We start from the raw sequence: 8526 nt of genomic DNA, 5'->3' as shown, positions 1-8526 counted from the left end.
AACTGTGGAAGCATATAATTCTTTTTGTGTGGTTGTTGCAGACAGTCCAACAAATTTGCTTCCAGCATCAACACCCAAACTGATGTCTTGCTTATAACCTGTTGACCAGTATAACAACTGAATGGTAAACGGTTTTCTATTCACTACTTTTGCTTTTTTATTCTTTAGTAATTTTCTTGCTTTTGATGGTTTGCATGGCATTAATGGTTTTTTATCTTTGTTTAGTACATAAACTAACGTCATTTAGTTTACCCCCTATTCCTGGGTATTATTTAGCCTTTGCCAATGTTATTTCCGAGTTTTATATGTATGACAATACTGTTCCTCCATCTCAGAACTGTTTAATCACCATACCGCAGAGCTACAGACTAGGCTAAAACATCCGTAGGTGCCTATATAGTATTATTTCGGAATAACGTAGACCATATTCAAATAGTCTCTGGCTATTCAACAAGTGGACTGTGAAAATAATTCACAATCCACGACCTCTATAGGTCGTGGTAGTTGAACTGAAACATACTGGTCAATAGCCAAGACCAATGGCAAATACATTTCATCAGCATCAAATAATCTTTTTTCCCTTATTTCCTTTATCAAATCGCAAACATCCCTTATTTTTAAAAGTCTAAACTTTTTCGAAACCATAAATGGTGATAGAATCAAAAATTGAATCTCTTGATGTGATAGTTTTAAGTTATTTATTAATTTATTTTTAATACTTAAATATTTTACTTCGTCATAGGAATCAAGCAAATAATGAATTATAGGTTTTAATAGTGATGTTTCAGTTTCTTTAAAGAGATAAACATCAGATTTAATGTGATATGTGCAAATGATAACTGTAACAACCTTTTTACCGGATTGACATTGTAGACGAACCTTATACTCCATGTATTTTTTCAAGTGTTTCTCCTCTAGTTTAATATCCTGAAATTCGAAATTAAGAAGTATGCCTTCACGAGTTTCAAAAACCAGATCAGAAAATAAACTTGTTCCATCAAAAGTATTCAACTCATTTCTGTATAATCGAATTATATGGTAATTTAATCCGAAAAAATCAACAAACAATTGTCCAAAAAGGATTGCGGATACTTTGAAAAATTTGTCAACATTCTGATGCAAAAAAACACCTCAACTTTTTTTAATTACACTACCTTTTGAAAAAAATTATACATAAAAATTGCTGAAGTGCGACTGCGTGCAAATGTGCTTTTGTGAAAAAATGAAAAAGGTATATTGATTTCTAAAATCTTTAAAAAAAAACTCTAAAAAAAAGTAAAAATAAGGATAAAAAAGCTCAAATTATAAGCTTTAGTTTAAAACTATAATAATTCTTTTCTTAAATCAATGGTATCTTCCAAATCAGGACCTGTTGAAATTATTGTAACAGGAACTCCAGTTTCGGTTTCGATTTCATCGATGAATGCCTTGGTTTCAGCGGATAATACGCTGTAGTCCTGTGTTCTTGCACAGTCAGGATATAATCTGTCAACACAGGTTAAAGCGATTTGGGTTGCACCGTTGATTCTGCAGGATTCCTTAGCAAGCTCCATATCAAAGTATCCTATACGTCTGCGGCGTCCGGTTACAACACCGTATTCTTCCAGTCCTTTGCTTTCAGCTTCTTCCTGAGACATTTCGGTTGGGAATGGTCCTTCTCCAACACGTGAAATATAAGCTTTAAATACGTTTATGACTTCATCCACCTTAGTTGGTCCAACACCGACATCTGCTGCAAATGTAGATGCTGTAGTGTCCTTACTGGTTACAAACGGATAAGATCCATAGTAAAGAGACAATGCAAAGCCCTGAGAACCTTCGATAAATACTCCTTCACCATTGTCAATAGCTTCATTACATGCCAATGATACATCAGCAATATATTCTTCCAATTCAGGAATGTCACGTGCAAGTTCTATTGTTCTCATTACACGGTCTGAGTTTGCCGGACCGCATCCGGAACCGGTACTTCCTATTTTTTTAGCCAAATGCTCAGAGGCTTTGTCTCTAGCCATATGCTCTTCAGTAATTATTGCACAGCGCGGATCAATTGACATTCTTTCTTTTACATTATATTTTGCCAAATCATCAAATTCTTTATAAAGTACATCAGGATTTACTAAAACTCCAGCCCCGATCATGAGTTTAGCATCAGTGTGTACAAAACCGGATGGGGTTAATCTTAAACCATATTTTTCTCCATTGAACTCTACAGAATGGCCTGCATTTGGGCCTACACCTGCACGAGCTATAATTGACGGTTTATCATTACTGCAAAGGTAGGTAATACATTTTCCCTTACCTTCATCACCCCATGCTCCTCCTACTAAAATACTACAAGTCATTTAATAACTCCTTAAAATAATTATTTGTGAAAATAAAAAAATTTCCATAACACTAATATTATATAGTTAATTATTAAAAAACTTTTCCAACAAATTTTTATATAATATAATAAGGCATAAATATAATATAAGTTAAATCAAAAACGGGTAATAAATATGCATATTGAAAGACACTATAGAGAATTGGAAAAAATTGAGGAAGTTCGAGCATATAACATCAGCAATATTGATTTGTTTGAAAAAGCCCCTCAGTATCAAAAGCCAATGAAAATTCCTTTCAGCAATATTATCAAATACGTACAGTCAGACGTTAACATGTTCATCCCTATTGAAGACGGTGAGGATTTTGTTATCAATCGTTTAGGCTGGAATATTTTACAGAGAGGAAATGCCAAATTAGAAGATGTTGCAGGCCGTAAATTCAGCGAATGCACTCCTTTTTTCTATGAAATTTTTAAAGAACCATTTAAAGAAGTACTGGAAACAAAAGATACGAAATCCATGAGAATCTATTACTATATCAGCAATAGAATCAAAAGCATCACAAATATCCACATTATTTATGAGGACGGTAATCTTTTTGTTATTTCTGATTATACGGACGAACTTTCACATGAAAGAAGCCTGGAAGAAAAGAAACTTGAAGATGATGCAAATAAATCCACTTTAATAGAATATTTCTCACAGACAGGAAGTTATTATAAAACAAGAAACGAATATACCTGGACTCCGGGAATATATAATATTATTAACAGGACAAAGGAGTCCGATGATGCATATTACAATATTATCTTTGATCTGGTAATTCCTGAAGACAAGCCTCTGGTTCATGAACTCTTAAATACAATGAGTCCTGAAACGGACACTTATGAAAATATTATTAGAATCAAAACCCGTGACGGCCATATTAAATATATAGACACTTATTTATACTCTAAATTTGATGAAAATGGAGATGAAATAAGTCATTACGGATTATTTAAAGACGTTAGCCTTGATTCACACAAGCATATGACAAGACCTGTTGACTTTATGCTGGACGGTTTTAACCATAATGCAAAACTGTCACTTCTTATAGAACCGTTAAGCCGAAGATACGAGTTCAGTAAAGGTTTTTATAAGATGATTGAAATTCCATCTGAGGAGTATATTCATTCAAGAGATGTGATTGACAACATCGTGGAAGATGATGTTAGAGAAAATCTTCTTAAATTGATTGATGGAGAAATAAATGAATTGAATGAAATATTGACATATAAGGTCAACGGCGATGAAAATAACCTGAAAGTATGTGAACTCTTTATTGAAAGATTCCAGTATGGAAACAATGAACACAGCATAGGATTTTTAACAGACATTACAAGCATAAAGAAAAAACAGCAGGAGCTGATTAAATCCAATGCAAATAAAAACATTTTAATCAAAGAGGTTCACCACAGGGTTAAAAACAACCTTCAGGTACTGAACAGTTTTCTAAACCTGGAGAGACGTGCATATAAAGACAAACCTAATCAGATTTTAGATAATATGCAGGCCCGTCTTTCTTCACTTGCCCTTTTACATGAAAAGACATACAATACAAGCGATTTTTTAAATATCAATCTGAAAGATTATATGGAAGACCAGGATGAGACACTGCAGGGATTGTTCAGTGCAAAAAATATCAGCTTTGAATCAGAAATTGATGAAAACATTCACTTATCAATCGAGGTAATAACTCCATTATTATTAATGGTTGATGAATTGACTATGAATGCAATAAAGCACGCATTTCCAGATCCAGATATGAAAAATAAAACAATCCATAAAGAAATTAAATTCATTGATGAAGATACATGCGAATTAATATTAAAAGATAATGGTGTCGGTCTTGGAAATCCCGAAAAGCTCATAAATCATAATTTAGGTTGGGAAATCATAAAAAGCCTGACAAAACAGATTGATGGAACCATAGAGATTATGGAACCTGAAATTGGAACTGAATTCAGAATAGTTTTTCCAACAAAATTTGAAGATTCATTAGATAATGAAAATGAAAATGAGGAGGTGGCATGATGAATATTCAAAAAAAATACCTTAAACTGGAAGATACAACAGAAATTACCATCAAAAACATTACAGAAAAGCAATTATTCCATCATGTTGAACCAATATATAAAGCACCGGAAGTCCCATTTAAAAAAGTAATAAACAGCCTTCCTTGCGATATGAATGTCTTCATACCATATAACGGAGGTGAAGACTTTGTAATCCAAATGCTAGGAATAAGTGCACTGGAACGTGGAAATATCAGTCCAGATGATGTTGAAGGAAGATTATTGGGTGAATGTTCACCTGAATACAGTAAAGTCTTACAGGATATCTTGTATGAAGTATATAGTACTCATGAAACTAAAAAACTACGTTTCCTATATTATCATAACGATAAACTTGCAAGACTTTCAAACGTTAAAGTAATCTATGATATGGAAAATGTCGTCCTGATATCAGACGTGAAATACACATTAGAAGGAAAAAATGAAGATTTGGAAGAATATGAAATCTACGATGAAAATAAATCCTCATTGATTGAATATTTCTCACAAACCGGAAGTTACTATAAAATCAATGACAAATATTCATGGACTCAGGGAGTCTACAACATCATTAATCGTTCAAGAGAAGAAAACGACGAATACTATAATATTGTCTTTGAATTGGTAATTCCTGAAGACCGTCCATTAATTGACAAGATTCAGAATAAACTGAATAGTGGTGTGACCAACTATGAAAGCGTTATTAGGATTAAAACACCTGACGGCATTATTAAATATTTGGATTTGAACTTTTATTCAAAATTTGATGAAAAAGGAGAATTAATAAGTAGATATACTTTAATCAAAGACATTACAAAAAGCTCAGATAAAAGTATTACAAGACCTGTTGACTTTTTACTTAACGGATTTAAAAACTCCAAAAAACTGGCACTATTAATTGATCCTTTAAACGAAAAGCAGTATGAATACAGTGAGGGATTTTATAATATTGTAGAAGAAGATGAAGAAACTTATTCAAATCATAGGGCAATTTTAGAAAATATTGATGAAGAGGATACTGTAGAATCATTTAGAAAATTATTGAGAAGAGAAATAAGTGAACTTGAAGAAACATTTGTATATAATGTTAAAGGAGACCCGAATAATCAAAAAATATGTGAAATATATATTGAAGTATTTGAATTTGGCCAGGAAGAACACAGTATTGGATTTTTAACAGACATTACTGAAGACTACCTAAAACAACAGGAATTGCAGGATGCAAACGAGCATCAAAAAGTGCTGATTAAGGAAGTCCACCACAGGGTTAAAAACAATCTGCAGATTCTAAACAGTTTCCTGAACCTTGAAAAAAGGGCATATAAAAATCAGCCTAATATAATCATTGATCATATGCAATCCAGATTGTCCTCACTTGCTCTTTTACACGAAAAAACATATAACACAAGTGACTTTAAAAACATAAATCTTAAGGAGTATATAGATGATCAGGATTCCAAACTTAAAAATTTAATTGGATTGAGAGATGGAATTTCATTTAAATCAACTGTGGAAGACGACATTACATTATCCATTGAGATAATAACCCCATTACTTCTGGTTGTTGACGAACTAACCATGAATTCCATTAAACATGCATTCCCAGAGGATTGGCCAGACAAAACAATAACTAAAACTTTCAGAAAAGTCGATGCCAATACCGGTGAATTAATAATTAAAGACAATGGAGTCGGTATGGATAAAACCAAAAAGGATATGAAACACAGCCTAGGTTGTGAGATTATTAAAAACTTAACTAAACAATTGGACGGAGATATTTCATATCTGGATGTAGAAAAAGGTACCGGATTCAGATTGCTGTTCCCATTAACTATGGAACATACAATTTCAAAGTAGTCGAACAATAAGTTAAAATAACATTACTTACAAAAATAATAATATTACATAAAAAAATGGAAAGGGATAACATGGACGAACGTATATTAATAGTAGAAGACGAAGCAATTACTGCACTTGACTTGAAATATAGCTTAGAAGAACTAGGATATGAAGTCGTAGATACAGTTGACACCGGTCAAGATGCAATTGACACTGCTGCTGAAACTATTCCGGACGTTGTATTAATGGATATTAAATTAAAAGGAGACATGGAAGGAATAGAAGCAGCTGAAGTAATTTCAGAATTAAGAATTCCTATTGTTTATTTAACTGCAAACACAGACACTGACACTTTTGAAAAATCCAATGTAAAAGGATCATACGGATTTATTTCAAAACCTTATGACATCAGTAAACTTGACAAAACACTAAAAATAACAATAAAACGAGCCCAAATGGAAGCAAAAAAAATAAACGATGCACAAGGATTTAGCGAATAAAAGATATAATGAGCCCAAATGAAAAAGAGACTGTTTCACTTGCCAAGTCTCATCCAGACATATTTGTTATCAGCTCAGATGATGATTTAATAAACCAGTTAAGGGAATATATTGAGGATTATGATTATAATTTTATAGGTTCCGCCTATACCAAAGAGCGGATTAAAAGTAGAATTGTAAAACTATCCCCGAACCTTGTTTTACTCGATTCGGAAATCGAAGATATCGACTTGATTAAATTAACCAAGGATTTAGAAAGATTTAACATTCCCAATGTTGTAATTGTCGGAGAGCGTTTCGATGAAGTCATTGACGAAGTACTGATGATTACGCCTTACGGTTATATATTTAAGGAAATCGATAAAGATGAGCTGCAGCGTGCAATGGCAGTGGCTATAAGAAAGCATGAAATAAACAATGCTAAAATTGCCGAAGCAAAAAATAAAATTTTTGAAAAGAACGAAGAACTGCTGATTGAAAAATCCGATTCAAGTTTTCTTTTAATTTTATGTGTAGCATTAATTATAATGGCAATTTTATCAAGAAATGCAACATGGCTTCAATGGGTTTTACTCATACCAACCATAGCGATGCTTATCAATGGTATAGCCAGTATTAAAAAGCCTGAGCCTGTAAGTTATGATTATGAAAAGCCGTTTGTAAGTATTTTTATACCTGCACATAATGAGGAAGCAACCATTGCAATGACCGTTAAAAGTGTTTGTGAAAGTGATTATCATGTTGACGGCGAACCTTATTTTGAAGTGATTGTCATTAATGACGGTTCAACAGACAGAACCGGCGAAATATTACATGACATCAAAGATGAATTGCCTCAACTAAAAATTGTAACAAGAAAACCTCCAGTATCCGGAAAAGGAAAGGGATTTGTTTTAAATGACGCTTTAACTTTATCTAGAGGCGAAATAATTGGAGTTTTTGATGCAGACACTAAAATCTGTAAGGATTATCTTACCAAAGTTGTCGCATATGTAGTTGATCCCGAAATCGACGGTGTTCAGTCAAGAGTTAAAATGTATAACAGAGACGAAAGCTATTTGTCCCGTATGCAGCATGTTGAATTTGCAAGCTTTGGAAATACCCTAAGAGCAAAAGATAATTTGGGAAACACCGGATTTTTAGGTGGAAACGGACAGTTCGTTAAAAAACAGTCCATTATTGATTGCGGAAAATGGGACGGTTTTGCTGTTACAGAAGATTTAAATTTGGCAGTAAAGATAATGCTTTTAGGTGGAAAGATACGCTATTGCGGTGAAGCGGCAGTTTATCAGGAAGCATTGAATGAATGGAAGCCATTTTTCAGACAAAGAGTAAGATGGGCTATCGGTAACTTTGAAACCCTTTTCATATATTTGCCGCAAATCCTAAAATCAAAAGTTTCAATACCTAAAAAATTCGGAATTGTTGAACACATTTCCTTTTACAGTTTCAATTTACTCATATTCTTCGGTTTTATTATAACAATAATAAATGCTATTTCCTGGCTTCTGTTCCATAACGTAACAATCATAAGAATGGAAGCGCCATTTATTGTAGGTGTTTTATCAGCAATATCATTTTTCCCAGGAATCATGCTTGCATTATCCAGAGATAAACCTGGAATTGTAGACTTTATTAAAGACCTTATCAAATACTACATTTACTGTTTCCATTTGATTCCATTGTTTTTTATGACAATGAAAACTATGATGACAAGAAAAGAGCGTAAATGGGCTAAAACCGAGCATAAAGGAGGTCATGAATAAA

General features: G+C 33.0%; 7 protein-coding genes. 4 read left to right on the top strand and 3 right to left on the bottom strand.

The genetic code is table 11. The features are described 5' to 3' along the window. From ACKI44_RS02455 to ACKI44_RS02445, 3 genes are all read right to left on the bottom strand, one after another. Positions 1-243, bottom strand: a 243-nt coding sequence (locus ACKI44_RS02455) for an RRXRR domain-containing protein (RefSeq protein ID WP_407420808.1), incomplete at its 3' end; no start/stop codon positions are given. A 204-nt stretch (positions 244-447) separates the two neighbouring features. Next, positions 448-1122 carry a hypothetical protein gene (locus ACKI44_RS02450; RefSeq protein ID WP_407421220.1) on the bottom strand — a complete coding sequence of 225 codons (675 nt, stop codon included), beginning with the start codon at positions 1120-1122 and terminating at the stop codon, positions 448-450. Between the two features lie 200 nt (positions 1123-1322). Further along, on the bottom strand, positions 1323-2345 hold the full coding sequence (locus tag ACKI44_RS02445; protein ID WP_407421218.1) for an adenylosuccinate synthetase: 1023 nt from the start codon (positions 2343-2345) through the stop codon (positions 1323-1325). A gap of 156 nt (positions 2346-2501) precedes the next feature. Between ACKI44_RS02445 and ACKI44_RS02440 the strand changes: the two genes are divergently transcribed. The 4 genes from ACKI44_RS02440 (at position 2502) to ACKI44_RS02425 (ending at position 8525) form a co-directional block, all read left to right on the top strand. After that, on the top strand, positions 2502-4400 hold the full coding sequence (locus ACKI44_RS02440; protein ID WP_407421216.1) for a histidine kinase dimerization/phosphoacceptor domain -containing protein: 1899 nt from the start codon (positions 2502-2504) through the stop codon (positions 4398-4400). Continuing rightward, entirely contained in the window at positions 4400-6277 is a 1878-nt protein-coding gene (locus tag ACKI44_RS02435; protein ID WP_407421214.1) for a histidine kinase dimerization/phosphoacceptor domain -containing protein, read from the top strand. Before ACKI44_RS02440 ends, ACKI44_RS02435 begins: the two co-directional genes overlap by 1 nt. 71 nt (positions 6278-6348) lie before the next feature. Then, entirely contained in the window at positions 6349-6759 is a 411-nt protein-coding gene (locus ACKI44_RS02430) for a response regulator (RefSeq protein ID WP_407421212.1), read from the top strand. 8 nt (positions 6760-6767) lie between these two features. Further along, positions 6768-8525: a glycosyltransferase gene (locus ACKI44_RS02425; RefSeq protein WP_407421210.1), complete on the top strand. Its 1758-nt coding sequence runs from the start codon at positions 6768-6770 to the stop codon at positions 8523-8525. Position 8526 lies beyond the last annotated feature (1 nt).

Source organism: Methanobrevibacter sp. (assembly GCF_045646205.1).
Classification (GTDB): domain Archaea; phylum Methanobacteriota; class Methanobacteria; order Methanobacteriales; family Methanobacteriaceae; genus Methanocatella.
This window is presented reverse-complemented; position numbering and strand designations above follow the sequence as displayed.